At 62.9% G+C, this 25,568-nt stretch carries 23 protein-coding genes; 14 read left to right on the top strand and 9 right to left on the bottom strand.

Features of this window, described 5'->3' with window-relative positions; translation table 11 throughout:
* Positions 1 to 122: 122 nt before the first annotated feature.
* The 14 genes from AC1DIQ_RS14710 (at position 123) to AC1DIQ_RS14645 (ending at position 15,725) form a co-directional block, all read left to right on the top strand.
* Positions 123 to 341, top strand: a complete 219-nt coding sequence (locus AC1DIQ_RS14710) for an HP1242/YdcH family protein (RefSeq protein WP_121042527.1) — start codon at positions 123 to 125, stop codon at positions 339 to 341.
* A gap of 152 nt (positions 342 to 493) precedes the next feature.
* Positions 494 to 1,864, top strand: a complete 1,371-nt coding sequence (locus AC1DIQ_RS14705; RefSeq protein ID WP_102788976.1) for a pyridoxal-phosphate dependent enzyme — start codon at positions 494 to 496, stop codon at positions 1,862 to 1,864.
* A 118-nt stretch (positions 1,865 to 1,982) separates the two neighbouring features.
* Positions 1,983 to 3,185, top strand: coding sequence for a cystathionine gamma-synthase (locus AC1DIQ_RS14700; protein ID WP_461770666.1), 1,203 nt, complete (start codon positions 1,983 to 1,985; stop codon positions 3,183 to 3,185).
* A 52-nt stretch (positions 3,186 to 3,237) separates the two neighbouring features.
* Complete coding sequence (locus AC1DIQ_RS14695; protein WP_282259190.1) at positions 3,238 to 4,596, top strand: glycosyltransferase family 4 protein; 1,359 nt, start codon at positions 3,238 to 3,240, stop codon at positions 4,594 to 4,596.
* Positions 4,596 to 5,384, top strand: coding sequence for an ABC transporter permease (locus AC1DIQ_RS14690; protein WP_121042533.1), 789 nt, complete (start codon positions 4,596 to 4,598; stop codon positions 5,382 to 5,384). Before AC1DIQ_RS14695 ends, AC1DIQ_RS14690 begins: the two co-directional genes overlap by 1 nt.
* A 2-nt stretch (positions 5,385 to 5,386) precedes the next feature.
* Positions 5,387 to 6,145: an ABC transporter ATP-binding protein gene (locus AC1DIQ_RS14685; RefSeq protein WP_121042535.1), complete on the top strand. Its 759-nt coding sequence runs from the start codon at positions 5,387 to 5,389 to the stop codon at positions 6,143 to 6,145.
* On the top strand, positions 6,120 to 8,543 hold the full coding sequence (locus AC1DIQ_RS14680) for an FkbM family methyltransferase (RefSeq protein WP_121042845.1): 2,424 nt from the start codon (positions 6,120 to 6,122) through the stop codon (positions 8,541 to 8,543). Before AC1DIQ_RS14685 ends, AC1DIQ_RS14680 begins: the two co-directional genes overlap by 26 nt.
* On the top strand, positions 8,540 to 9,172 hold the full coding sequence (locus AC1DIQ_RS14675; RefSeq protein WP_121042537.1) for an acetyltransferase: 633 nt from the start codon (positions 8,540 to 8,542) through the stop codon (positions 9,170 to 9,172). The genes AC1DIQ_RS14680 and AC1DIQ_RS14675 overlap by 4 nt, the downstream gene beginning before the upstream one ends.
* Before the next feature lie 4 nt (positions 9,173 to 9,176).
* The gene (locus AC1DIQ_RS14670) at positions 9,177 to 10,301 is read left to right on the top strand and encodes a DegT/DnrJ/EryC1/StrS family aminotransferase (RefSeq protein WP_282259180.1); all 1,125 of its coding nucleotides are present in this window, start codon (positions 9,177 to 9,179) and stop codon (positions 10,299 to 10,301) included.
* A gap of 2 nt (positions 10,302 to 10,303) precedes the next feature.
* Positions 10,304 to 11,344 carry a glycosyltransferase family 4 protein gene (locus AC1DIQ_RS14665; protein ID WP_121042541.1) on the top strand — a complete coding sequence of 347 codons (1,041 nt, stop codon included), beginning with the start codon at positions 10,304 to 10,306 and terminating at the stop codon, positions 11,342 to 11,344.
* Positions 11,341 to 12,378, top strand: a complete 1,038-nt coding sequence (locus tag AC1DIQ_RS14660) for a glycosyltransferase family 4 protein (protein ID WP_121042543.1) — start codon at positions 11,341 to 11,343, stop codon at positions 12,376 to 12,378. The genes AC1DIQ_RS14665 and AC1DIQ_RS14660 overlap by 4 nt, the downstream gene beginning before the upstream one ends.
* Complete coding sequence (locus AC1DIQ_RS14655) at positions 12,375 to 13,670, top strand: glycosyltransferase family 4 protein (protein WP_121042545.1); 1,296 nt, start codon at positions 12,375 to 12,377, stop codon at positions 13,668 to 13,670. The genes AC1DIQ_RS14660 and AC1DIQ_RS14655 overlap by 4 nt, the downstream gene beginning before the upstream one ends.
* Positions 13,671 to 13,723: 53 nt before the next feature.
* Positions 13,724 to 14,758, top strand: a complete 1,035-nt coding sequence (gene gmd, locus AC1DIQ_RS14650; protein WP_121042547.1) for a GDP-mannose 4,6-dehydratase — start codon at positions 13,724 to 13,726, stop codon at positions 14,756 to 14,758.
* 79 nt (positions 14,759 to 14,837) lie between these two features.
* Positions 14,838 to 15,725: an NAD-dependent epimerase/dehydratase family protein gene (locus AC1DIQ_RS14645; protein ID WP_121042549.1), complete on the top strand. Its 888-nt coding sequence runs from the start codon at positions 14,838 to 14,840 to the stop codon at positions 15,723 to 15,725.
* 80 nt (positions 15,726 to 15,805) lie between these two features.
* On the opposite strand, the gene AC1DIQ_RS14640 is transcribed toward AC1DIQ_RS14645, so the two are convergent.
* The 9 genes from AC1DIQ_RS14640 to AC1DIQ_RS14600 all read right to left on the bottom strand — a co-directional run bounded on the left by AC1DIQ_RS14640 (position 15,806) and on the right by AC1DIQ_RS14600 (position 25,405).
* Positions 15,806 to 16,393 (bottom strand): hypothetical protein, encoded by a 588-nt coding sequence (locus AC1DIQ_RS14640; RefSeq protein WP_121042551.1) that lies wholly within the window; start codon positions 16,391 to 16,393, stop codon positions 15,806 to 15,808.
* Positions 16,394 to 16,446: 53 nt separating this feature from the next.
* Positions 16,447 to 18,633, bottom strand: coding sequence for a hypothetical protein (locus AC1DIQ_RS14635; protein ID WP_147433914.1), 2,187 nt, complete (start codon positions 18,631 to 18,633; stop codon positions 16,447 to 16,449).
* A gap of 49 nt (positions 18,634 to 18,682) precedes the next feature.
* Positions 18,683 to 19,081: a GtrA family protein gene (locus AC1DIQ_RS14630; protein ID WP_183073798.1), complete on the bottom strand. Its 399-nt coding sequence runs from the start codon at positions 19,079 to 19,081 to the stop codon at positions 18,683 to 18,685.
* Positions 19,082 to 19,104: 23 nt separating this feature from the next.
* Positions 19,105 to 20,052: a glycosyltransferase family 2 protein gene (locus tag AC1DIQ_RS14625; RefSeq protein ID WP_121042557.1), complete on the bottom strand. Its 948-nt coding sequence runs from the start codon at positions 20,050 to 20,052 to the stop codon at positions 19,105 to 19,107.
* The gene (locus tag AC1DIQ_RS14620) at positions 20,045 to 20,794 is read right to left on the bottom strand and encodes an NAD-dependent epimerase/dehydratase family protein (protein ID WP_259462190.1); all 750 of its coding nucleotides are present in this window, start codon (positions 20,792 to 20,794) and stop codon (positions 20,045 to 20,047) included. Before AC1DIQ_RS14620 ends, AC1DIQ_RS14625 begins: the two co-directional genes overlap by 8 nt.
* Positions 20,795 to 22,198 (bottom strand): mannose-1-phosphate guanylyltransferase/mannose-6-phosphate isomerase, encoded by a 1,404-nt coding sequence (locus AC1DIQ_RS14615; RefSeq protein WP_121042561.1) that lies wholly within the window; start codon positions 22,196 to 22,198, stop codon positions 20,795 to 20,797.
* Positions 22,199 to 22,213: 15 nt separating this feature from the next.
* The gene (locus AC1DIQ_RS14610; protein ID WP_121042563.1) at positions 22,214 to 23,572 is read right to left on the bottom strand and encodes a phosphohexomutase domain-containing protein; all 1,359 of its coding nucleotides are present in this window, start codon (positions 23,570 to 23,572) and stop codon (positions 22,214 to 22,216) included.
* Positions 23,573 to 23,720: 148 nt separating this feature from the next.
* Positions 23,721 to 24,659: an electron transfer flavoprotein subunit alpha/FixB family protein gene (locus tag AC1DIQ_RS14605; protein WP_121042565.1), complete on the bottom strand. Its 939-nt coding sequence runs from the start codon at positions 24,657 to 24,659 to the stop codon at positions 23,721 to 23,723.
* Entirely contained in the window at positions 24,659 to 25,405 is a 747-nt protein-coding gene (locus tag AC1DIQ_RS14600) for an electron transfer flavoprotein subunit beta/FixA family protein (RefSeq protein WP_121042567.1), read from the bottom strand. Before AC1DIQ_RS14600 ends, AC1DIQ_RS14605 begins: the two co-directional genes overlap by 1 nt.
* Between the last annotated feature and the right edge of the window lie 163 nt (positions 25,406 to 25,568).

Genomic DNA, 25,568 nt, shown 5'->3' with positions numbered 1-25,568 from the left:
GTCAGTACTGGACGCCGCTGCGGGTTCGCAGGTCAGGGTTGCCCGTCACTCCGCCCCAAGCAGCGCCCCGTGCCGTCAGGCCGGGGCGTTCTTGTTTCTGCAGAAGCGATAGGAGGTTCATCATGTTTGAAGGTCAGCCCCAGAGCGATATCGACGCACGGCGCAAGCAGGATCCGGAATTCAAGGCGCTCTACGAACGGCACCAGAAGTTGAACAAGAAGTGCATGGATGCCGAGCTGGGTGTGCTTCCGATAGACAGCCTCACCCTGGGACAGATGAAGCGTGAAAAGCTGCTGGCCAAGCAGAGACTGGAACGGATGTACGCCTCCCCCGTGCACTGACCCCCCTTACCGCCCTACGTCGCGGGCGGTTCCGGTCTCCTCGTCGACCGGTGCCGTCCGCGCCGCTTATGAACGCGGCAACCTGACTTTCGCCGCCAACCGTCGGATAATCACCGGTCCGGCCGCCTTGCGGCGCGAATCGATGTGAACCGATGGCAATCCACTCCTCCGTACTCGAACTCATTGGCCAGACCCCGATCGTCAAGGCCCAGCGCCTGGATACCGGTGTCTGCGAGCTTTACCTGAAGCTCGAGAGTGCCAATCCCGGAGGATCGATCAAGGACCGCATCGGCCTGTCGATGATTGAAGCCGCCGAGCAGCGTGGCGACCTCAAGCCGGGCGCGACCCTGGTCGAGGGCACCGCCGGCAACACTGGCCTGGGCCTGGCGCTGGTCGCCCAGCAGAAGGGCTACAAGCTGATCCTGGTCGTGCCGGACAAGATGAGCCGCGAGAAGATCTTCAATCTCAAGGCGATGGGCGCCGAAGTGCGGCTGACCCGTTCGGACGTGGCCAAGGGCCACCCGGAGTACTACCAGGACATGGCCAAGCGCGTGGCCGAGGAAACCCCTGGCGCGTACTTCATCAACCAGTTCGGCAACCCGGACAACCCGGCCGCCCATGAATTCGGCACCGGCCCGGAAATCCTGGCGCAGATGGACGGCGACCTGGACGCGATCGTGTTCGGCTGTGGCAGCTCCGGCACCATGACCGGCCTGTCGCGCGCCTTCTCCACCCTCTCGCCGAAGACCGAACTGGTCCTGGCCGACCCGGTCGGCTCGATCCTGGCCGAATACATCAATGACGGCGTGCTCAACGACAAGTCGGGCAGCTGGCTGGTGGAAGGCATCGGCGAGGACTTCCTGCCCTCGATCGCCGATTTCAGCCGCGTCACCAAGGCCTACGCGATCAGCGATGCCGAGAGCTTCCATACCGCACGCGAGCTGCTGGGCAAGGAAGGCATCCTCGGCGGTTCCTCGACCGGCACCCTGCTGGCCGCGGCGCTGAAGTACTGCAAAGAGCAGACCACCCCGAAGAAGGTGCTGGTGCTGGTCTGCGATACCGGCAACAAGTACCTGTCCAAGATGTACAACGACTACTGGATGCTGGACAACGGCTTCCTGGAGCGCCCGCAGTCGGGCGACCTGCGCGACCTGATCCTGCGCCCGTACGGGCAGCGCGACACCGTCGTGATCGGTCCTAATGATCTACTCACCACCGCCTACCAGCGCATGAAGCTGTATGACGTGTCGCAGCTGCCGGTGATGGACGGCGACCAGCTGGTCGGCATCGTCGATGAAAGCGACGTGCTGCTGCATGTGTACGGCGACGAAGCCCGCTTCCGCGACCCGGTTGCCACCGCGATGGTCAGCAAGCTGGATCGCCTGGACGTGAAATCCCCGATCGAGGCCCTGCTGCCGGTGTTCGACCGCGGCCAGGTCGCCATCGTCATGGACGGCGCCAATTTCCTCGGCCTGATCACCCGCATCGATCTGCTGAACTACCTGCGCCGGCGGGTACAGTAAGCGTCTGCGTCGCAATGAATTCCTGTTTATCCGCGTCAACGGCCGATTAAGCCGCCGCTGATAGACTTCCGCTCCTTTTGCGGAGCCCCCATGGGGGCTTCTATTGCTGGGAAACAACATGTCCGATCACGCTTCTTCCGGGCACGGCGACCGCTCGCTCGCCCTGGCCACGCTGGCGATCCATGGCGGCCAGTCGCCGGATCCGAGCACCGGCGCGGTGATGCCGCCGATCTATGCGACCTCCACCTATGCCCAGTCCAGCCCCGGTGAGCATCAGGGCTTCGAGTACTCGCGTACCCACAATCCCACCCGCTTCGCCTACGAACGTTGCGTGGCCTCCCTGGAAGGCGGCAGCCGCGGTTACGCGTTCGCCTCGGGCATGGCCGCCAGCTCCACCGTGATGGAGCTGCTGGATGCCGGCAGCCACGTGGTGGCGATGGACGATATCTACGGCGGGACCTTCCGCCTGTTCGAGCGCGTGCGTAAGCGCACCGCCGGCCTGCAGTTCAGCTTCGTCGACCTGACCGACCTGGCCGCGTTGGAGGCCTCGATCACCCCGCAGACGAAGATGGTCTGGATCGAGACGCCGACCAACCCGATGCTGAAGATCGTGGACATCGCCGCAGTCGCTGCGATCGCCAAGCGCCACAACCTGCTGGTGGTGGTGGACAACACCTTCGCCTCGCCGATGCTGCAGCGCCCGCTGGAGCAGGGCGCGGACCTGGTCCTGCACTCGGCCACCAAGTACCTCAACGGGCACTCGGACATGGTCGGTGGCATGGTCGTGGTCGGCGACAACGCCGAACTGGCCGAGCAGATGGCCTTCCTGCAGAACTCCATCGGCGCCGTGCAGGGCCCGTTCGACAGCTTCCTGGCGCTGCGCGGCCTGAAGACCCTGCCGCTGCGCATGAAGGCGCACTGCGCCAACGCGCTGGCCCTGGCCCAGTGGCTGGAAAAGCACCCGGCCGTGGAGAAGGTCATCTATCCCGGCCTGACTTCGCACCCGCAGCACGAGCTGGCGACCCGCCAGATGAACGGCTACGGCGGCATCGTCTCGATCGTCCTCAAGGGCGGTTACGAGGCGGCCAAGCGCTTCTGCGAGAAGACCGAACTGTTCACCTTGGCCGAGTCGCTGGGTGGCGTGGAAAGCCTGGTGAATCATCCGGCGGTGATGACGCATGCGTCGATTCCGGTGGAACGTCGGGAAAAGCTGGGCATCAGTGATGCGCTGGTGCGGCTGAGCGTGGGCGTGGAAGACCTGGGTGATCTGCAGGTGGATCTGGAGACGGCTCTGTCGGCCGGATCGGGCGGCGTCGGCTGAGATGGCCGATCCCACTGTCATGGTTCCGCTGCGCCATCGCCTGGTGCAGTGGGTGGTCAGCCAGGCCTGGTTGAGGGCGATATACCGGCTCGTGCCGGCCGCGCTGCGCAACCGGGTGACCGGGCGGCTGATGGCGCCCCCGGAGCCGGTGTACTGTCGCTTTGAGAATGAAGACCGCTGGGAACAGCGCCGGCACGCGGTTCCCGATGCGCCGGTGCACTTCTTCGGGCAGGCCGACCCCGCCTGGGCGGGACACGGTGTCAACGTGTTCGCCTACCTGCGCGGTCAATTCGGCCTGGCCGAGTGCGCGCGTCTGTACTCCCGCGCGCTGCTGGGGGCACGTTATCCCGCCGCGCTGGTGGACGTGGACATCAACTTGCCGCACGGTTGGAATGATCGCAGTCTCGACGCATACATCAGCGACGCGGCGCCACATCGGGTGCATCTGGTCTTCATCAATCCTGATTTCCTGGACGCTGCACTTGATCAGATTGGCAAGGCCCGCCTGGAGGGTGGCTACATCATTGCGTGCTGGTTCTGGGAACTTGAGAACATCCCCTCGACCTGGCTGCCGGCGCTGCAGCAGGTCGACGAAGTCCTAGTTGCATCGCGCTACGTCGGCGAGGCCTTCGCGCGGGTTACCGACAAGCCCATCCTGTGCGTTCCGCTGCCTCTCAGTGATGTCGGCGACAGTGGCCTGCAGCGCGAGGACTTCGGCATTGCGTCGGGCGACTTCGTGTTCCTGACTTCGTTCGACTTCAACTCCTACGTACACCGGAAGAACCCGTTCGCTGCGATCCAGGCCTTCCAGCAGGCGTTCCCGGCCGAGCGCAAGGGCGTGCAGCTGCTGATCAAAACCAGCAACGGTTATCGTCGCCCCGAGCGCCTGCAGCTGTTGCTGGACGCGACGTCGGGCGATCCGCGCATCGTGGTGCGCGACCAGGTGCTTGACCGCGCTGACGTGCAGGCGCTGCAGCGCTGCGCCGACGTCTATGTATCGCTGCACCATGCGGAAGGATTTGGCCTCGGCCTGGCCGAGTGCATGGCCCAGGGCAAGCCGGTCATCGGCACTGGCTGGTCCGGCAACATGGAGTTCATGGATGCCAAGAACAGCGCTCTGGTCGACTACACGTTGGTACCGGTCATGGAAGGCGAATATGCGCACCATGAAGGCCAGCGCTGGGCAGCGGCGGACGTGGTCGACGCGGCGCGCTGGATGCGCCGGCTGGCCGACGAGCCCCAGCTTGCTCTGGCCATGGGCGAACGCGCCCGTGAGTCGGTATTGCAGACGCTGTCGCCCGAACGCGCAGCGCGCGCGCTTATCGCCCGGATCGAACAGATCCACCAGCAGCGCGGACTGATCTCCACCCCGTCCACCGTTCCCCCCTCCCGCCAGGAAGGATCAAACTGATGCACAGCTATTCCGCCACCTTCAAGGACCTTCGTGAAGGTATCCAGGGGGCCAAAGTTTCATTCCATATTGCCAAGGGGGACATCCAGGCGCGCTACCGGCGCAGTGTGCTAGGGCCGTTCTGGCAGTCGCTGGCCACCGCCGTCGGCGTGGTCGGTCTGGGCCTGCTGTGGAGCCAGCTGCTCAACATTGACCGGGAAAAATTCATTCCTACCCTTACCGCCGGCCTGATCATCTGGCAGATGCTGGCAGGGGTACTGATCGAAAGCTGCGGGCTGTTCGTCCGGCAGGCGTCGATCATCCGTAACGTGGTCATGCCCTTGTCGGTCCATCCGATGAGCATCGTGATTCGCTATGTGGTCAACTTCGCGCACAGCCTGATCGTCTTCGTGATCGTGGCAGTGTTCATGAAGATCGAGGTGAACTGGAACACGCTGCTGTTCATTCCCGGCCTGCTGCTGGTCATGGCCAACATGCTCTGGCTCTCGTTCGCGTTCGGCGTGATGGGCGCTCGTTACCGCGACCTCGAGTACGGCGTGGCATCGATCATGCCGATGCTGTTCCTGATCAGTCCGGTCATGTACCGCTTGGAGAACCTTCCGTTCTCCTCGATGATCCTTGAGTTCAATCCCTTTACTTACCTGATAGAAGTGCTGCGCGCCCCGATGCTGGGTCACGTACCGTCCCTGACCACGTACGTGGTGTTGGTCGTCGGCGCTGTCGTCGGCTGGATCGTGGCGTTCTGGTTCCTGCACAAAGCCAAGCTGCGCCTGCCTTTCTGGATCTGATGATGACCGCCAAGCTCAATTTCGAGAACGTTACCCTCCGCTATCCCATCTACAACTCGCACAGCCTGTCGCTGCGCCGGAAGATGATGGGCATCGCCACCGGTGGCCGCCTGCAGGCCGGCAGTGGTCAGATTACCCAGGTCACCGCACTGGACAATGTGTCCTTCTCCCTCAAGCAGGGCGATGCGATTGGTATCGTCGGCCACAACGGCGCAGGCAAGAGCACTTTGTTGCGAACCATGGCCGGCATCTACACCCCGCTGGAAGGCCGTATCGAGCGCGTTGGCCGGGTCGCCACCATGCTCGAAGTCGGTGCCGGCATGGACCCGGAACTGTCCGGGTATGAAAACATCCGCCGGATGGGCTTGATGCTCGGGCTCACCCTGAAGGAAATCAACGCGCGCATTCCGGAAATCGAGGAGTTCACCGACTTGGGCGATTTCCTCCAGCTGGCGGTGCGCACCTATTCGGCCGGCATGGCCATGCGCCTGATGTTTGCCGTGGCGACCTGCACCACACCCGATATCCTGCTCGTTGACGAGGTTTTCGATGTTGGCGATGAAGCGTTCAAGGAGCGTGCTTCGGCGCGCATGCACAACTTCATCAAGTCCTCCCAGATCTTCTGCCTGGCCTCGCATTCGATGGACACAATCGCCGAATATTGCAACCGCGTATTCGTGCTCAACCACGGCACGCTTCGCGAAATCCCGGTCTCACAGCTGACAACGGAAGGTTATGGCATTGAATCTCAGGCTGGGTAACGCGGTCAGATCCGCGGCGGACAAGGCGGTGCAGTCGCGCGCCACCGACGGTTTCCTTGCGCCCGGGCAGGAGGTCGAGATCTCCAATGCTCGCTACTCGGGAACGGAGGCATTGACCATGCGCGGCTTCGCGGTTCCGGAGGAAGACGGCGTATGGTCAACCGCGGCAGTAGCCAGGGTGGACGTCCGCATGCGTGCTGCCAAGGTCAATCGGCGCTACCGCGTTGTGATAGGCGCCATGCTCTTCCAGGTGCCCGGTCATCGCGCGCTGGTGGCGATCAGCGTCAATGGCGGGCCGCCGAACCAGGTGCTTGGCAGCGGGGCCGGATGGATGCAGATCGAAGCCGATTGCCAACTTGGCAAAGTCGGTCGGTCACCGGGCGTTTCCATTGAGTTTCAGATCGCCAATCCGATGTCCCCCAACGCACTGAACATGGGGGACGATCATCGATTGCTGGGGCTTAAGCTCAGGTCCATTCGGATCGTGGACATCGGCCTTTCCGCGGGTGCTGAGTCGGACGAGGAGGAGGATGCTGCGCCGGTGGTCAACCCGTCGGGTGTTGACGTTCCCAGCGCTGCAGCAGTCGAAGAGCTGTCGCCGCCCCGCTCGCCGGGTGAGGTGATCCATGCGCTGGCCAGCCGTGGTCCCCTATGGCGAAAGGTTCTGATCGACAGGAATCCGCTGGTTCGAATCGCGCGCTGGATGCGTCGCGTCACGCGTTCACTGCAGGGAATGCAGCAGCAGTTGGACCTGATTCGCCTGGATTCCGCGCGGCAGACCCGCGAACTGGCCCAACGGGTCAGTGAGATTGAACTCGACGCGGCGGCCAAGCGGGCCGAACATGAGCGCGTCATGTCAGGCGGCGATGCCATCATGCAGCAGCTGCAGCAGAACCACGCGCGCCTGATGTCGATCGATACCGCGCGTGGGGACCATGCCCAGGGGCTAGGCGCGCTTGCCAGCAGTACGTCGGACTTGGCGCGCAATTACGACCAGTTCGTCGAAACACTGCGCAAGAAACAGCAGACCCAGCAGGCCCTGGTGGAAGCTTTCGACGCCGTGGATGCCCGCATGCGCACGTTGGACGAGCGTATGGCGCAGCTGCGCACCGATCACGAACGGCGGTTCGGGATGGGTGTGGGAGAGCTGACTGCCCGCCAGGCTGACCTTCTGGATCTCATGAATGCCGTCGACCACCGTTGGCGTGAATCCCATGCGGCGTTGCACGACTCGATGCAGAAAGTGGTTGATGTCTCCATAAGCAAGGGGCGTTCGAATGACGATGCTGCGGCACTGGCCAGGCTGGACGACCTGGTGCGTTCAATCGCCGTGGCCCAGACGGGGCTTGGCGAGAGTCTGCAGGAACAGGCCGATCAGCTAAGCAACCTGATTGCACACGGTGGCGCAGCTGACCCGGAGGCAGCCAGCCTGCCGGCGATGTTCATTGCCGCCCACGAAAAACTGGATGCAATCGGGTTGCAGACGGCACAAGCGGTAGACGTTCTGGTGGCTGCGCATGAAAAACTCGATGCCCAGCGTCGCGGGCTGGAAGCTTTGCCCGCGATGGTTTCGAGCCATGCCACAGGCAATAGGCGGGTGCTGCGTGCCCAGCATGGCTGGCTCATCGCGACCGGCTTCGGGTACTTCTCATGCGACGAGCACGATGACCTCTTGGCGATGTGCCTGGCGGAGTTCGGGGACGTGGAGCGGGGCCTTCGCCTCTTCCTGGAGGCAGTGCTCGCCCCCGGCGATTTCTTCGTGGACGTCGGCGCCAATATCGGCCTGCACACCGTGGTTGCGGCGCGTCGCGTCGGGAGGGAAGGACGGGTGGTAGCGGTGGAGGCGATGCCGCGTACTGTCCAGCATCTGCGTACGTCGCTGCGCCTGAGCGGAGTGGAGGATCGGGTCACGGTGTTCCCCTTCGCAGCAGGTGCCCGCGATGAGGTTGGTCACGCATTCCACATTGCATCTGTGGCAGGGCACAGCTCCCTGTATCCCCTGGATGAGGAAACCGTCGAAGAGGTACGGGTGGACATCCGGACCCTTGATGGATTGGTGCCCGCAGGTACGGTGAAGTTGGTCAAAATCGATGTCGAAGGGGCCGAGCTGGACGTCATTGCCGGCATGACCCGTTTGATCGAGCAGAATCCACACGTTGGCATCATTGCAGAATATGCGGAATCCCATCTCGCACGCGTGGGGACGGCGCCCGACCATTGGGAGCAGATGCGTGCCGAGCATGGGTTCGAGCTGTATCTCATCGACGACCTGAATGGGCACTGCCAGCGCCTCTCCGCGTTCGGAGAACTCGCGGGGCGAGTAAGTTCCAACATTCTGCTCTGTCGTGATGGCAGCGATGTGGCATGGCCCGGAATTCCCGGTCGGGCGGGCACATGACCAGGGTCGCCGTGGTGGGCGCCGGCGGGCATGCCAAGGTCATTATCGATCTTCTGCGCGCGGGAGGGCACGAGGTGGTTGCCTGCCTTGATGCCGGGCGGGAAGGCCAGGTTGTCAATGGGGTGCCCGTACTCGGTGCCGAGGCAGCCGTACTGCCCGTGCTGGCCGCCGATGGAGTTGCGGCTGCCTTCGTCGCGCTAGGAGATAACCGGCTGCGCCGCAAGGTGGCTGCAACAGTGGAGGCGATGGGCTTTGAAATCGTCAACGCCATTGGGAAAACCGCGGTCATCTCCCCGTCGGCGTCGCTGGGAAAAGGCTGCGCCATCATGGAAGGGACCGTGATCAATGCGGATGCGCGTATCGGCGATTTCGCTATAATCAATACAAATGCGTCAATCGATCATGATTGCCAGATTGGCGCATTCGCCCATATTGCCCCCGGTAGTGCGCTGGCTGGCACCGTGACGGTCGGTGACGCGGTGTTCATGGGGGTCGGTTCACGCGCGATCCCAGGGATCACCATTGCAGAAGGTGCCATCGTTGGCGCCGGCGCTGTGGTTGTCCGGGACATTGGCTCGCCAAGCACGTGGGTGGGAGTACCGGCCCGACAAATTTCGAAAAAGGATTGATCCAATGTTGTCGACAAAGCGGATCCCCGTTGCCGTTCCTAGTCTGAACGGAAACGAGAAAAAATATGTGAACGAATGTCTCGATTCGACCTGGATCTCATCGGCCGGCGAGTTCATTGGAAGGTTCGAGAAGAGTTTCGCTGACTTCTGCGGCGTCCGCCACGCTGTAGCCATCAACAATGGCACCACGGCAATTCACCTGGCTTTGGTGGCGCTGGGCATTGGCGAAGGTGACGAGGTTCTGATCCCGACCCTTACCTATATCGCCACCGCCAATGCTGTCGCCTACTGCAATGCGAAGCCGGTGCTGGTCGATTCCGAACCGGGCACGATGAACATTGACCCGGCTAAGCTCGAAGCTAAGATCACGCCCCGCACCAAGGCCATCATCGTGGTTCACCTGTATGGCCACCCGACGGACATGGGCCCGGTGATGGAGATCGCGCGCCGACACAACCTCAAAGTGATCGAAGACGCTGCGGAGGCGCATGGCGCCGAGTACAACGGCAAGCGTGTCGGTGGTATCGGCGACTGCGCAACCTTCAGCTTCTTCGGCAATAAGATTGTCACCACCGGCGAAGGAGGGATGGTAACCACCGATGACGACGATCTGGCCGCGCGCCTACGCCTGTATCGTGGGCAGGGCATGGATCCCAAGCGTCGTTACTGGTTCCCGGTGGTGGGTTACAACTACCGGATGACCAACGTCGCCGCGGCGATCGGGCTGGCGCAGATGGAGCGGATCGAAGAAGCGCTGGAAACGCGCCAGAAGATCGCAGGCTGGTACGACCAGGCCTTTGCCGCGCACACAAACATCATCGAACGCCCCGTGGTGGCCAGTTACGCCCACCACGTGTACTGGATGTATACCGTGCTGCTCACGGGACTGTCCGACGCCCAGCGCGATGAGGTCATGCGCCTCATGGATGCAGATGGCGTTGAAACCCGACCGGTGTTTTACCCGATGCACGTGCTTCCTCCCTACCTTCAGGACGGCGCCGAATTCGCAGTGGCCAATGACCAGGCTGCGCGCGGCGTGAACCTGCCCACTCATGCCCAGCTGGACGCCGGGGACATCGAAAGGATTGTCGCCTCGCTGGTATCGGCCATCCGCCAAGCAGGTCGCTGACGTTGCGTATCGCGATCTGTTCATCGTTCGTACCCTTCGTCAACGGCGGCGCGCGTTTCATCGTCGAATGGCTGGAGCAGCGTCTGCGCGAGCACGGGCACACAGTGGAGCTGATCTACCTGCCCATGAGCGAAGAGCGTCCGGAGACGCTGCTTCGCCAGATGAGCGCGTACCGGATGATGGACCTGAGTCAGTCGGTGGATCGCATCATCACCACGCGACCACCGTCCCACCTGATCCAGCACCCCAAAAAGGTGATCTGGTTCATTCATCATTTCCGGCGCTTCTACGACCTTTGGGAAACCCCACACCGCGGGTTCCCGGACGACGCACGCCATCGCGCCCTGCGCGACGCAATCGTTCGCGCTGACACCGTGGGCCTGTCCGAAGCGCATCGCCTGTTCTCCAACTCGCAGGTCGTTGCTGACCGTGTCAAGCGCTACAACGGGCTGGAGCCGGAGGTGCTGTACCCGCCGCTGCACGACACCCGCCGTTTCAGCGACGCCGGCCAAGGCGACGAGATCGTTTACATCTGTCGAACCGAAGGTCACAAGCGCCAGCACCTGCTCCTGGAGGCTTTTTCCCATGTGCGTACGCCGGTTCGGCTGCGAATCTGCGGAACGGGCAGCAATCCAGCGTACGGCGAGACTATGCGCCAGTACATTGCCGAGAATGGGCTGGAGAGCAAGGTTACGTTCGTTGAGCGTTGGATCACCGAGGATGAAAAGGCGGGCTGGCTGTCGACTGCGCTTGCCGCCGCGTACCTGCCCGAGGACGAAGATTCGTACGGCTATCCCTCTCTCGAGGCGGCCCACTCGCACAAGCCTCTGCTGACGACCACAGACTCCGGCGGCGTCCTCGAATTCGTCCAGCACGGACGCAATGGCCTGGTGGCAGAGCCGGATCCGCGGGCCTTGGCCGAGGCGATCGATCAGTTGTGGACGGATCGCCAGAAAACCCGGGCGATGGGAGAAGAGGCCCATTCCCGCGTCAGCGAGCTGAAAATCGACTGGAGCCATGTGGTGGAGCGCTTGCTGTCATGAAGATTCTGGTTGTTAACAATATGGTTCCGGGCATGCGTGGCGGTGCGGAGGAACTGGCGGACCAACTGGTCCTCAACCTGCGCAAGGCCGGCCATGAGTCCGAATTGTTGCGCGTCCCGTTCACGTGGGAGCCGGCCGAGCGCATCGTCGAAGAGATGGTGATGTGCCGGAACATGCAGATAAACAACGTGGACCGTGTTATTGCGATGAAGTTTCCCGCATACATGATTCCATTCCCGGAGAAAGTGCTGTGGCTGGCGCACCAGTATCGGCAGGCCTATGACCTGTGGGATGCGGGGCAAAGCAACATCGCGGACACGCCGGAAGGGCGCCAGATCCGTGCAGCCATCATGGAGGCCGACAACGCGGCTTTCGAGCCGGTCAAGGACATCTTCGTGGTTGGGCGCACCGTGCAGGAACGGCTGTTGCACTACAACCGGCTGCAATCTACGGTACTTCGCGCGCCCTTGAACGACGAGACGATGTATCCCGGTGGACCATACGGCGACTATGTCTTTGCGGGTGGACGAATCAACTCGGGCAAGCGCCAGCACCGCTTGATTGAAGCCATGGCGCGGTTGCCCGGCACGGGGCGGCTGGTGATCGCCGGTCCGGCCGATACACCGGGGGACGCTGATCGTCTGCGGGCCTTGGTTGAGAAGCATCGGCTGGGCGATCGGGTCACCTTGGACATCGGCTTCCTGCCCCGACAGAAGATTGCCGACTACGCGAACAATGCGCTGGCCTGCGCCTATCTTCCGTTCGCGGAGGATTCCTATGGCTACGTCACGATGGAGGCCTGCCAAGCCCGCAAGGCGGTGCTCACCGTCAACGATTCAGGCGACCTCACCGAACTCATCCATGATGGCGTGCATGGGTGGGTCTGCGACGATGATACCGACCAGCTTGCTGCGGCGCTTTCTGAGCTGTTCGCCAACCGCGCGCGCACTGTCGAGCTGGGCAATGCTGCGCATGCGCACTGGACAGGCAAGAACATCAACTGGACGACGACCGTGGAGGCGCTTGCCCGATGAAGATCATCTGGGCCACCCCATACTCCGAGCACTCGGCCATCGCACGCTACAGCCAGGCGGTGGTTACCGAGTTGCGTGGTCGAGGCCACCATGTTGCGATCTACCGCACCGAAGTCGGTGCCGATGCGGAGCTTCCCCCGCGTGAGAATGCGTGCGTGCTCGTGCACGGATCGGAGGAAGAACACCATTGGCTGCACGAGGCGGACCTGGTGATTGCCAATGTTGGCGATCACTTTGCCTATCACGGTGGCCTGTTCGAACTTGCGCAGAAGCGACCTTATGTTGCGGTACTACACGACTGGTGCGTGCTCAATTTCTTCTGGGGTTGGCTGCTCGCCAATCATCGTTCGCATCACGCTGCGCGCCTGATCACCGGGATGTACGGCGAGAAGGCCGGGGAGTTGTGCGCAACTGCGACGTGGGAAAACCTCCTTGAGCGCGCCACCCAGCACTTTCCACTGACCGAATGGATCACCAGCGACACGCTCGGCTGCATCATCCACTCCGAGTTCTATGGCGAGCGGGTGCGGAACTCGTGTGCTGGTCCGGTGCACAAACTGTCGTTGGCATACCCGGTCGAGGCATTTGACCTTGATAGCCGGGCTGTAACGCCTGCTGGCGGCCCGCTGGCGGTTCGCACCTTTGGCATGGTCAATCCGAACAAGCGTATCGACCGGGTCATTCGCGCGTTGGCGCGTGATCCTGCGCTGGCCGCGCGCACCGACTATCGTGTGCTGGGCCCGGTCGACGATGGCGAACGCCGACGGCTTGAGCAGGTCTGTAGTGAAGTCGGGTTCACCGGCCTTACCTTTGAAGGGAGGGTGAGCAATGAACGCCTGCACGAAGGCATGGCGGAGGCGGATGTTATCTGCTGCCTTCGCGACCCAGCCCTTGAGGGCGCATCCGCGTCCGCTATCGAGGGCATGCAATCCGGCGCACCGGTGATTGTCAGCGACGCTGGGTTTTACGCTGAATTGCCTGATGAATACGTTCTCAAGGTGGGCACTCACGAGCCGGAAGGCGCACTGCTTGGCCACCTCCAGTTCGTTGACCGCGAGCGCGAGCATGCCCGCAGGATAGGTTTGGCCGCTGCGGCCTGGGCGGCCCGTGAGTTTTCCGCATCCAATTACGTAGACGGCCTAGAGCAGGTCATTCCCGGGTTCATCGCAGCCGAGCCCTACCTGTTCAATGCGCAGGAACTGGGCCGGGAGCTGGGTAGAATGGGCCTGCCCGGCAACAGCAAGGCTGCTGCCAACGTCACCAACACCCTGGAGCGCATGTTTTCCCTGTGAACCCCTACAGGACAGCATGCCCGCCACCGCATTTTTTCGAGGAACGAAAAGCCATGAAATCAGCAGTAATCACCGGTATCTCCGGCCAAGATGGCGCTTACCTAGCGCAGTTGCTCTTGGAGAAGGGCTACAAGGTCTACGGCACCTACCGCCGCACCAGCTCCGTAAACTTCTGGCGTATCGAAGAGCTGGGCATTGAAAAGCACCCTAACCTCCACCTGGTTGAGCACGACCTGCAGGACCTGGGTTCGTCGATCCGCCTGCTGCAGGATAGTCAGGCAACTGAGGTGTATAACCTCGCTGCCCAGAGCTTCGTTGGCGTCTCCTTTGACCAGCCTGTGCTGACCGCGCAGATCACCGCGCTGGGCGCGCTGAACCTGCTCGAGGCCATCCGTGCGGTCAACCCGAAAATCCGCTTCTACCAGGCCTCGACCTCCGAGATGTTCGGCCTGGTGCAGCAGGTGCCGCAGACCGAAGACACGTCGTTCTATCCGCGCAGCCCCTATGGCGTGGCCAAGCTCTACGCGCACTGGATGACGGTCAACTACCGTGAGTCCTACGACATGTTCGCGTCCAGCGGCATCCTGTTCAACCACGAATCGCCACTGCGTGGGCGTGAGTTCGTGACCCGCAAGATCACCGACTCGGTAGCCAAGATCAAGCTGGGCAAGCTGGACGTGATCGAATTGGGCAACCTGGATGCCAAGCGCGACTGGGGCTTTGCCAAGGAGTACGTCGAGGGCATGTGGCGCATGCTGCAGGCCGACAAGCCGGACACTTACGTGCTGGCAACCAACCGGACCGAAACGGTGCGTGACTTCGTCACGATGGCCTTCAAGGCAGCTGACATCACAATCGCATGGGCTGGTGAAGGTCTGGATGAAACCGGTACCTGCACCCAATCGGGCAGGGTTCTGGTCAAGATCAACCCGAAGTTCCACCGCCCGGCGGAAGTGGATCTGTTGATTGGCAATCCTGAGAAAGCCAAGCGTGAGCTGGGCTGGGAGCCGAGCACGACACTGGAAGAGCTTTGCGAAATGATGGTAAAGGCCGACCTGCGTCGCAACGAAGCCGGCGCATCGTTCTGATGCAGGGCCTGTATGTGGGCTACCCCAGGGCAGCCTGGCGTGCGGGCGGCACCTGCACTACAACAAGAGAACCATACCGATGACACCGATTGCTCTGGTCACCGGAATCGAAGGGTTCACCGGGCCGTACATGGCCCGGGAACTCGAGCAGCTTGGCTACCGCGTTCATGGTCTGCGGCGTTCCGGCGAGTCGACTGCAACTGTATCCGCAGTGGACCTTCTCGATGCCGAAGACGTCGCCCACGTAGTGGAACGGGTCAAGCCCGACGTGATCGTGCATCTGGCCGGGATCTCAAATGTCGCGCACCGCGACGTTTCTGCGATTTACCAGTCGAACGTGGTAGGAACCCGCAACCTGCTCGATGCGGCCGCGCAACTTCAGCGCCCGCCGTCAGGTGTTCTGGTGGCGAGCAGCGCGCTCGTGTACGGGCCGTCGTCCCATACGCTGCTTTCGGAGCAGTCGCCGATGGCGCCCTTCAACGATTATGCCGTCAGCAAGGTGGCAGCCGAGTACGTATGCAGGTTGTACACGGACCGGTTACCGATCGTGATCGCGCGCCCGTTCAATTACATCGGCATCGGCCAGGCACTGTCTTTCTTCGTCGCCAAGGTCGTTGACCACGCGCTGCGCGGGGAGCGGGTTCTGCGGCTGGGAAACCTGGACGTAGAGCGCGACTTCACCGACGTTCGCGACCTCGTCCACTGCTACGGTCTTCTGATCGAACAGAAGCAGGGCGGTGAGGCAGTGAACATCTGCAGTGGTCGTTCCGTCAGCCTGCGTGCGGTCATCGCACTGATCGAAGAACTGTCTGGTATCCGCTTCGAGATCCACAGCGATACAGAGTTCGTTCGCGATAATGAGGTGAACCGGCTGGCAGGTTCAAACGAGCATCTACTGCAATTGACCGGCGGTTACGCGTTCCGGCCTCTGCGCGAAACAATCGAGTGGATGCTGCAGGCCCGGTGAGCCTGCAGGCCAAGGTCGGAAACAAGAACGCCCGGGTCAGTCGACCCGGGCGTTTTCAATTGCATGCCGGGAATACGGGCTTACTTGGCGGGAACGGGGTTGCCCTGACCGTCGCACAGGCCCTTGCCATCGGCGCAGCGTGCAAACGGACCGATTACCGCCGTCGGCTGCTTCAGGTCGTAGCCGAACCATACGACGTTCTCCTGAAGCGGCTCGAACTCGACCTTGTGGGCAACGGCAAAATCAGCGGGAAGGCTGACATCTGCTTCCCCGGTGGCGCCCGGCTTAATATCTTCCTTGAAGGCAGCGCGGGTATCGCTCGCTCGCGTATCCGGCTGGCCGCCCTGGCCCGGCACCTTCTGAACCACGCCCAGGGTGACAGCGTTTATGCCGGTCACCGGGTACACCACACTGCCCGTGTTCTTGACGGCGATCTTCACAATCAGCTGGTCAGACGCAGCGTCATAGTACGGGCCTTCCAGCACGCTTGCCGACGCACTGACCTGCTCTGGCTTGAGCGGGGTGTTGACCTTGTCATTGCTCGGGGCGGCCGGCTTCGGGCTGGCGCCAATCGGTGTTTCTTCGTTGTTCGACGAGCAGCCGGCAAGGGTGGCCGCAGCAACGGCGACGACGAGGGCCAACTTGAGCGAAGCGATACTGCGGGTCATGCGGGTTCCTTTTTTTGAGGGATGAGGTCGGATCTGTGTCCGGCGTGCTGGGCTTAATGGCGCGGGGAGAATCGGACCCAATCCATGGCGACCCCGACGCCGTAGAAATTCATGTCCACCGGTACGTGGAAGACGGCCTCGTTCCGCCCATTCACCAGCTCACCAGCGGGGATATAAGTATAGAACTCGTTGTCGGTAATCCACACCAAGGGGTGCTCTTGGCTGCCGTTGATCGAGATCGTCAGGGAGTTGCGATCGGTGTTGCCCGCAATGGCCTGGACGCGCCCCTTGACGACATAGGGCGCCTTGCGAGGTTGCATGTTAAACACCAGCGACGCCTCGGGCATATTAGCCCACGCCGTGGAGACCTTCTTGAACCTCCCATCATTGGTCCATTGGCTGTCCTGCCAGCCTCGGCCGTGCACGGCCGCTTCCAGGCTCCACCATCTGCCGAAGTCCCACCGGAACGAATCAGACCCTTCCTGGCTGCGGAACTGATGGAAAGCCAGCGGCCACGGCCTGTCAGCCACAACGTTAGCATAGCGGCGCGACAGGGTGTCCTCACCCCGCTTCAGGCGGGCCAGCTGTGCTGGAACCGGCACGACATTGCCATCCTTGTCGACCCGGACCACGACAGCGTTGGGGTCGGCGACGTTAATGCTGACCTGCGGCTGACGGGTTCCCTGTCCGGGCGCTGCGACGGTCGGTCCATCGGTGAACAGCCAGCCATCGGTCGATCGGGCACAGCTGCCTGGACGACCGAAGGCATCCAGGCGCTGCCAGTAATCGCCTGGCACCGTACAGGTGTACACCAGATTGACGGGCGCCCCGTAAAGATAGGTCAGCGCATGGAACATGTTGTCGCGGAGCATCCAGACGCTGCTGATCCGTTCGCTGCCATCAAGGATCACGACATTGGTTTCCGGACCGATCGCAGGTACGGTGGTGACGACGTTGGCCAGTACCTGACGTTCCGTATCGGAGAGTTTCTGGTAGTGCTGGAACTGGAACATCTGCGCCGCCAGGCCGAGCGTTACCAGCGCCGTTCCCGCAGCGAGGCTGACGCGTGGACGCCTGTTGCCAAACAAAAGCGCAAGCAGGCCAACCGTGGCTAGACCAGCGCCAAAGGTCGCAAACAGGAAGGTGCGCTGCGAAATGGCCATGTGGGCGGGCGAGGAGAGAAACGGCAGATAGCCGAAGGCCGCCATCACCAGGCCGATCAGGACCACGCGCGCACTCAACCCACGCATAGCCACGGCCGGTTCCGGCGTGGTCGTGGCAGGCGGGCCACGACGAGCGGCATAGGCAAGGAGCGCGGCGATGATCGCCCCGGTCACGACCACGTAGATGTAGTTCCTGAACTCCTCGATCAGGATCATCACCGCATCGACCCAGCCACCGACCAGCGCCCGGCCCATCCCGGTGAACGTCAGGACCCAGAGCCGTTCCTGGACCATCTGCATGCTCGTGCTTTGGCCACCGACGACACTGCTCTGGTAGGTCGACCCGTGCGCCAGGACGGTGTAGATGTAGCCGAGGCAGACGGCGACTGCCAAGCCCCAGCAAAGCGTCACTGGCAGCTGCTTGAAGGCGATGCGCAGGGTGCCACGAACGCCATGGCGTGCCCACAGCATCAGGAACGGGAAGGGCACGAAGATTAGCGCTACCTCGTAGATCTGGATGGCAACGCCCAGGCCGACTGCGGACAGCAGCGACAGGACCAGCCCGCCACGGCCCAGAGCCTCCCGACGTTCATAGGCGTACAGCAGTCCGGCCACGCCCGCCATGCCAAGCGCAACGGCACAGTTGATGTGGAACGAGCGGAACGAAAGCTGCATGGTGTCTGCGGGAAGCACGATCACCAACAGGGCCAGCATCACCGCGTACAGGCGCGACCTGAGCAGCCAATAACCCATCAGGCCGGCAGCGGTGCCCTTGACGATCAGCGATGCCATCTGCAGCAGATGCATGCCGACGAAGGAATCGGGCGAGAGGAGGTACGCAACCGCGTTGGGTGCTGCGGTCAATGGTCGCAGCCGGTGGCTGGCCAACGGGCTGTTTTCACCGGCGAAGAAAAACACGCCATGGCGAGTAAGCAGGCTAAGGATGTCCCACTCCTCGATGTTGCCGACCATGCCAAAGCCAAAGGGCAGCCATAGCAGGCAGACAAGTATGGTGGAGGCGAGGGCGAAATAGCCCGCCGCCCTCATCGTGTCTCTACGGTCGGTCGGAGAAATCATGGAATACATCCTGTGGTTGTGTGATGCAGCCTGCGCGCAGTGGGCAGGCTCAATGCGAGGGCGGTACGGCATGGTCGTCGCGCTGGGGCCGGAAAACCCAATAGTTCATCACGATGAAGACGACCACAGGAACGATGACCGCCGAGAACGCGATGCCCCAACGATAATCCAGGCCGAACACGTCGGCTATCAGCTTCATGCCGACCGTGGACAGCGTGAGATTGAACGCATGCAGGCAGATGAAACGCATGCCTTCGCGGCTGATGTGGCCGCTGGAAACGAAGGTGAAGCTGCGATGGGCGAAGAAGTTCGGCGGAACGAGCAGTAGGTAGCACGCCACGGTGGCCCAGGTGGGATCCATGCCGAGCCTGCTCACCGCCAGCCAGGTCAGTACGCTGAAAGCAACAGTGCTGATGCCCCCGACCACGCAGAAGCGCAGGAATTTCATGACTAGCGCACGGTCGGCCTGCATCATCGGGCCGACTCAGCATCGGCCGTGCCGTTCAACACCGTGCCCCGCACGTACTGCGGCCGGTTGCTCACATTGAGCAGCACCCGGCCCACGTATTCACCGACCACGCCGAGCGCCAGCAGCTGGATCCCGCCCATGATCAGCACCGCGACAATCAGTGACGTCCAGCCGACCGCAGTCTGCGGCCAGATGAGCTTCTGGACCACGAGCCCGGCTGCGGCAAGGAAGCCAAGCCCTGAAGCTGCGACGCCCATCAGCGACGCCACGCGCAGCGGCTTGATGGAGAAGCTGGTCGCCATCTGCATCCACAATGAAATCGACTTGGACAGGCTGTAGCCTGATTTGCCGTCGTCGCGATCGTGGTGGTCGGCCTGCAGCGTGGCGATGTTTGACGTGCTCTGCACGATCAGTCCATCAAGATACACAAACGGGCCTTCGTAACGCAGCATTTCGTCGCGTATGTCGCGGACGAAACCGCGGAACGGGGATAGGTACAGGCCCTTGGGTTTGCGCAGCAGCCAGGAGGCCACTTGGTCGTTGAATCGGCTTCCCATGCGCTTCCACAGCGCATGCCGGCGCCGCTTGAACTGCACGTAGCAGACATCGGCACCGCCATCGAGCACCTCGACGATGCGGGCGATGTCGTTGGGCGAATGCTGCAGGTCATCGTCCATGGTCACGATGTAGCGACCCGCACAGACGCCAAGGCCCGCCATGATCGCGTTGTGCTGCCCTGCGTTCTTGCGCAGGCGGACGCCCTTCAGCCACGGGCGGCTGGCGCACAGCCCGGCGATGACGTTCCAGGAATCGTCCGGGCTGCAATCGTAGACAAGCACCACTTCGTAGCTGCGACCCAGCGCGTCCAACGCCTGTTCCAGGCGCTCGGCCAGGCGGGGTAGGATAGGGGCGCTTCCGTAGACCGGAATCACCACCGAAACATCAATCATGTCCAGCTCCGTAATACTTGCGCAGCAGGCGGCGGGTATAGCCCGGGGAGGCATCGATCCCCGCAGGCCCGGCGTAGATGCAGAAGGTCGCTGAATCCGGCGTGGCGCCGCCGCCGCGATCTATCAGGGTGTATACGGCCTGCTGACCGAGCGTTTCTTCCACCAGCGGCAACAGTTGCTGCAAGGTTAGGCTTTCCGGAGGCGCAAGGTCGAGCTTACGGTCCCGCTCCAGCCCGCCCCTGAGCAGGTGCATCGTGATCGCGGCGACGTGGTCGACATCCACCAAACAGCGTACTGCGTGGGACCACAGCTGCAGCGGATCACCGGCGCGGATGTGCGAAACCAGGTGGTTGACCAGGGTGTGCGGATTGTCGGTGTTGCCGACAACCTGGGGCAGGCGCAGGATCAGGTGGTTGCCGCGCGCCTGGATCAACGCCTCCATTTTCCGCTTGTGCACCGCGTAGGGCGTCCCCGCGCGGTCATCATCGGTGACGCTGCAGGTACTGAAGTACACGAACCGCCCCGGGCAGGCCCGCAGCGCGTCGGCCAGCAGGTCGGCCTCGCGCTGGTACTGCGCCGGATCCGATTCCTGTGAATTGGAAACACCGGATGCAAACACAGTCGTGTCGAGCTGCTGAAGCTCGGCGGCATTGAAGGCGCGCGCAAGCAGGCCACGCCCAATGATCGCAACGTGTGCGAGTTGGTTGTCAGCCTGCCTGACTGTCGGCACGGGGCCAGTCACTCAGCTGCGCCCATACTGGTCTTCAAAACGCACGATGTCGTCCTCGCCAAGATAACTGCCCGACTGCACTTCGATCAGTTCCAGCGGCAGCTTGCCCGGATTCTTGAGGCGATGGGTCACGCCTAGCGGAATGTAAGTGCTCTGGTTCTCGGTGAGCAGGATCACGTCGTCGCCGCGGGTGACCTCGGCGGTGCCGCTGACCACGATCCAGTGCTCGGCGCGGTGGTGGTGCATCTGCAGGCTGAGCGTCGCGCCGGGCTTGACCGTGATTCGCTTGACCTGGAAACGGGCGCCATTGTCGATCGAGTCGTAGGCACCCCACGGGCGGTATACCTTGCGGTGGGCGGCCGCTTCGCTGCGGCCATCACGCTTGATCTGGCCAACGATTTCCTTGACGTCCTGGACGCGGTCCTTGTGGCCCACGAACACCGCGTCATCCGTTTCAACTACCACTACGTCCTGCAACCCAACCATTGCGATGAGGCGGGTGCCATAGGCATAGCTGTTACGGCAGTCGAGCGCGATCACATCGCCATGGCAGGCGTTGCCGTCAGCGTCCTTGTCCGAGACTTCCCAAAGCGCGGACCATGAGCCCACGTCGTTCCAGCCGGCATCCAGCGGAACCACAGCGGCATCGGCTGTCTTTTCCATCACCGCGTAGTCGATCGAGTCATTGGGGCTGGCGGCGAACGCATCGGCATCCAAGCGGATGAAATCAGTATCGCGCGAGGCCTTGTCCAGCGCGGTTCGGCAGGCGGACAGGATCGCCGGCTGCAGCGCCTCCAGCTCCTCCAGGTAGCGCGAGGCCTTGAACAGGAACATGCCGCTGTTCCAGTAGTATTCGCCGGAGGCGACATACTGTTGTGCGGTGGCCAGATCGGGCTTTTCCACGAACCGATCAACCGCGCGCACGCCTACGCCTGCCTGCGCCTTGATGTAACCGTAGCCGGTCTCCGGCGCCGTCGGCACGATACCGAAGGTGACCAGCTTGCCGGCGTCGGCCGCGATAGCGGCCTGCCCGACCGCGGCATGGAACGCCGCATCATCGCGCACGACGTGGTCGGACGGCAGCACCAGCAGCAGTGCATCCTCACCCGTCGCCAGCGCCTGCAGCGCGGCGATGGCGATGGCCGGTGCGGTATTGCGGCCGATCGGCTCCAGGATCAGCGCCTGCGGGGTCACGTTGCATTCGCGCAGCTGTTCGGCGGCCATGAAACGGTGTTCCTGGTTGGCCACCACGATCGGGGCTTTGCCCGCGATGGCGGCCACGCGGTTCCAGGTGGCCTGCAGCATCGTGACATCGCCCACCAGTGGCAGGAACTGCTTCGGATACGCCTCGCGCGAAAGCGGCCACAGGCGGGTGCCGGAACCACCGGAAAGGATGACGGGGAGAATGGGCAACATGAAAATCGTCCTGAATCAGTGTTGGGGGGCTTGGCCGCCGATCAGGGCGGTGAGCTCTTCGGTCCGGTCGCGCAGCAGCGCAGCGTCGCCACGGGTTTCGACATTCAGCCGCAGAAGTGGCTCGGTGTTGGAGCTGCGCAGGTTGAAGCGCCACGTGTCGAATTCGACGCTGACACCATCGGTGTAGTCCAGCGCCGGCGTCTGGTCCGCGTAGTGCGCCATCACGCGTGCCACGGTTGCTTTGGCATCGTCGACGCGGAAGTTGATCTCGCCACTGCATGGGAAAGCCTTCATGCGGTCGGCCACCAAATCGCCAAGCGAGGTGCCGGTCTGCGAAACCAGCTCGGCAATCAGCAGCCACGGGATCATTCCGGAATCGCAGTACGCGAAATCACGGAAATAATGGTGCGCGCTCATCTCGCCGCCGTAGATCGCATCTTCGGCGCGCATGCGCTCCTTGATGAAGGCATGACCGGTCTTGCTCATGACCGGCACGCCACCGGCCTGTTCCACCATTTCCACCGTGTTCCAGGTCAGGCGCGGATCATGGATGACCTTGCCGCCCGGGGCGCGCTTGAGCAGCGCCACGGCCAGCAGGCCCACCAGGTAGTAGCCTTCAATGAACTCGCCTTGGCTGTCGAAGAAGAAGCAGCGGTCGAAATCGCCGTCCCAGGCAATGCCGAAGTCTGCGCCGTGGGCGCGGACGGCATCGGCGGTCGCGGCACGGTTTTCGGGCAGCAGCGGGTTGGGAATGCCGTTCGGGAAGGAGCCGTCAGGCTCGTGCTGGATACGGACGAACTCGAAGGGCAGGTGGGGCGCCAGTTCATCGATCACGATGCCCGCGCCACCATTGCCGGCATTGACCACGATCTTCAGTGGCTTGAGCTGATTCACATCCACATACCCCAGCAGGTGCTGGATGTACGCGGTTTTGTCGGCATCGGTGCGGACCTGTCCCGTGCCGGAGGGCAGGGGGGTATCGCCGGCGGCAAAATCGCGCACGTCGAACAGGCCGGTATCGCCGCTGATCGGCCGAGCGTGCTCACGCACCAGCTTCATGCCGTTGTAGCCCATCGGGTTGTGGCTGGCGGTAACCATCACGCCACCAGCGGCTTGGCGGTGGAAGGTCTGGAAATACACCTCCTCGGTACCGCACAGCCCGATATCGATTACATCGCGCCCGGACGCAGTGAAGCCTTTCTCCAGCGCGGCTTGCAGCTCCGGGCTGCTGAGGCGGATGTCGCGTCCCAGAACGACGGGGCCAGGTCCCAGAAGGGACGCAGTGCCGGCGCCAATGCGCTCGGCGAGGGCAGCGTCCAGTTCTTCCGGAACGCGGCCGCGAATGTCGTATGCCTTGAAGCAGGGGAGCGTCATCAATGCAATCCTTACGGGGGTGACCGCCGATTATAGCGACAGCGTTCTGAGGAACGTGTCGCTTTTTCCAGCAGAGGGCCTTCCAGGGCCCGGCAGCAAAACGCCGCGCAGCGACACGTCGCCGCGCGGCCCCGACTTCACGCAGTACTTACAGCGCCTTTTCCAGCTCCGGCAGCAACGTGAACAGGTCCCCCACCAGGCCGATGTCGGCGATCTCGAAGATCGGCGAATCCGGGTCCTTGTTGATCGCCACGATGGTGCCGGCGTCCTTGATACCGGTCAGGTGCTGGATCGCGCCGCTGATGCCCACGGCCACGTACAGCTCCGGCGAGATGATCTTGCCGGTCTGGCCAACCTGCAGGTCGCTGGGCACGTAGCCGGCATCGACCGCGGCGCGCGAGGCGCCGACGGCGGCACCGAGCTTGTCGGCCAGCTGGAAGATCACCTTGAAGTTCTCTTCCGAGCCCACGCCACGGCCGCCAGAGACCACACGCTTGGCGCTCTGCAGGTCCGGACGGTCGGTCGCGCCAGCGGCCAGGCCGACGAAGCGGGTGTGGCTCGGCAGTGCCGCATCCACGCTGGCCGCTTCCACAGCAGCGCTGCCGCCCTTGGCCGCTTCCGGCCAGGAGGCCGCACGCACGGTCGCGACCACGATCTGGTCGGCCGGCACCTCCACGGTGATGATGGCGTTGCCGGCGTAGATCGGGCGCTTGAAGCTGTGGCTGCCTTCGACGGTCATCAGATCGGAGACCTGGTTGACGCCCAGCAGGGCGGCCACGCACGGCATCAGGTCCTTGCCGAAGGTGGTCGAGGGGCCGAATACGTGGGTGTAGCCGGTGGCCAGCTGCGCGATCTGCGGGGCCAGCACCTGGGCCAGCGCCTGGGCATTGGCGGCGTTGGTCACGGTCAGCACCTTGGCGACGCCGGCCAGCTGGGCGGCCTCGGCAGCCACGGCGGCCGGATCGGCGGCCAGCACCAGCACATCGATGCTGGCGCCGCTGATCGCGGCGGCCGCACTGACGGTCTTGGCGGTGGCGGCATTGAGCTTGCCATCGTGGTGTTCAGCGACAACGAGGATCTTGGTCATTACAGCAACCCCTTCTGCTTGAGTGCGGCGACCAGTTCGGCCGCGTCCTTGACCATCACGCCCTTGCTGCGCTTGACCGGCGCGGCGTACTGGGTGGTCTTGAAGGTATCAGCGGCATCCACGCCGAGGTCGGCCAGCTGCAGGGTCTCCAGCGGCTTGGCCTTGGCCTTCATGATGTCCGGCAGCTTGATGAAGCGCGGCTCGTTCAGGCGCAGATCGGTGGTGACCACGGCCGGCAGGTCCACTTCCAGCGTTTCCAGGCCGGCATCGACTTCACGGGTGACCGTGGCCTTGCCGTCGGCGATGTCCAGCTTGCTGGCGAAGGTCGCCTGCGGGCGGCCCCACAGCGTGGCCAGCATCTGGCCGGTCTGGTTGGCATCGTCATCGATGGCCTGCTTGCCCAGGATCACCAGGTCCGGCTGTTCCTTCTCGACCAGCTTGAGCAGGGTGCGCGCAGCGGTCAGCGGCTGGATGGCCTGGTCGGTCACCACATGGATCGCGCGGTTGGCGCCCATGGCCAGGCCGTTGCGCAGGTGCGCCTGCGCATCGGCCGGTGCGATCGTGGCCACCACGACCTCGGTGGCGATGCCCTTGTCGCGCAGGCGCAGCGCTTCTTCCAGCGCGATTTCATCGAACGGGTTGGGGGACAGCTTGACGCCGTCGGTGACCACGCCGGAACCGTCCGGCTTGACCTGAATGCGGACGTTGTAGTCCACCACGCGCTTGTACGCGACGAGGATTTTCATCTGGAGCTGGATCCTTCAATAACGGGAGAACGTCCGGTTCTTTGACTAGCAACCGGTTCGGGGGTGGGACAGCGATTCTAACTGGCGCAAGGGCACCATGCGAATGCGTATGGTTGTGCTGCAGCGCGTCATGAAATCGACGGAAGACGCCTGCTGTTAACGC

This window comes from Stenotrophomonas sp. 05L413, assembly GCF_056397945.1.
This window is presented reverse-complemented; position numbering and strand designations above follow the sequence as displayed.